General features: G+C 64.8%; 1 protein-coding gene. It reads left to right on the forward strand.

Features of this window, described 5'->3' with window-relative positions:
• Positions 1-224: 224 nt before the first annotated feature.
• The gene (locus ADL12_RS22245; protein ID WP_062704441.1) at positions 225-950 is read left to right on the forward strand and encodes a class I SAM-dependent methyltransferase; all 726 of its coding nucleotides are present in this window, start codon (positions 225-227) and stop codon (positions 948-950) included.
• Positions 951-1,072: the final 122 nt, after the last annotated feature.

A 1,072-nucleotide genomic window follows, 5' to 3' on the forward strand; every position in this document is an offset into this window, starting at 1 on the left:
GAAAGCGAACAAGCCCCACGGGGTTTCCCATGTTGTCTAGGCCCACCGTCAAGCATCACCTGGGACCAGAACGTCAGGCATCACCTGGGATCCGACAGGCCAGAGCCGCCGTGTGCGGCATGCTGGAGGTTCTGAGTTGCCCAGTCGAAGCCGCAGCGCAGCGTCTCTTCCCGCCAACGAAACTCGGTAGCTGCTCGGGGCCAGCTCTGCGTACGTTCGGCCGCATGGCTGACGACTGCTTCGGGCATCCACGACTCGCCGCGATCTACGATCCGCTCGACCCCAACCGCAGCGATCTCGATGCCTATCTCCGGATGGTGGAAGAGTTCGGGGCGCACCAAGTGCTGGACATCGGCTGCGGCACAGGGGTGTTCGCCCTTCTCCTGGCCGGCCGCGGGATCGAGGTCGTCGGCATCGATCCCGCCCAGGCATCCGTCGACGTCGCCCGGGCCAAATTGGGCAGTGAGCGGGTGCGCTGGATCTGCGGTGACGCGACAGCCCTCCCGCCATTGCAGGTCGACCTCGCGACGATGACAGCCAATGTCGCCCAGGCCATCGTTGATCCGCACACCTGGCAGAAAACGCTTGGGGGCGCCTACGAAGCACTGCGGCCCGGCGGCCACCTGGTCTTCGAGACCCGTGATCCGGTCAGGCGCGCCTGGGAAGAGTGGACCCGCGAGAACTCCTACCGCGTGACGGAGATCCCGAGCGTCGGCTCCGTCGAGAGCTGGGTCCAGGTGATCGAGGTGAGTTGGCCTCTCGTGACCTTCCGCTGGACCTACCTCTTCGCCACGGACGGACAGGTGCTCACTTCGGATTCGACGCTGCGCTTCCGAGAGCGGGAAGAGGTCGAGCGTGACTTGGTCGCACACGGCTACGTGGTGGAGGACGTTCGCGATGCGCCTGACCGACCAGGAAAAGAGTTCGTCTTCGTGGCGGGACGTCCGTAACCGCCAGTGATCCACGCCACTCGAACTTCCCTACGTTGTTCTGCGGGACAGGGCGAGCCCTTCGTATGGTTGGCCCACCCAGGGGCATCGGGTGTGGCTTTCAAACTTCTGCCGCTTGTGGC

It is taken from the genome of Streptomyces regalis (genome assembly GCF_001509475.1).
Taxonomy (GTDB): domain Bacteria; phylum Actinomycetota; class Actinomycetes; order Streptomycetales; family Streptomycetaceae; genus Streptomyces; species Streptomyces regalis.

Coding starts and splice junctions, on each gene's coding strand:
- ADL12_RS22245 (WP_062704441.1), top strand. CDS start 225: ATGGCTGACGACTGCTTCGGGCATCCACGACTCGCCGCGATCTACGAT.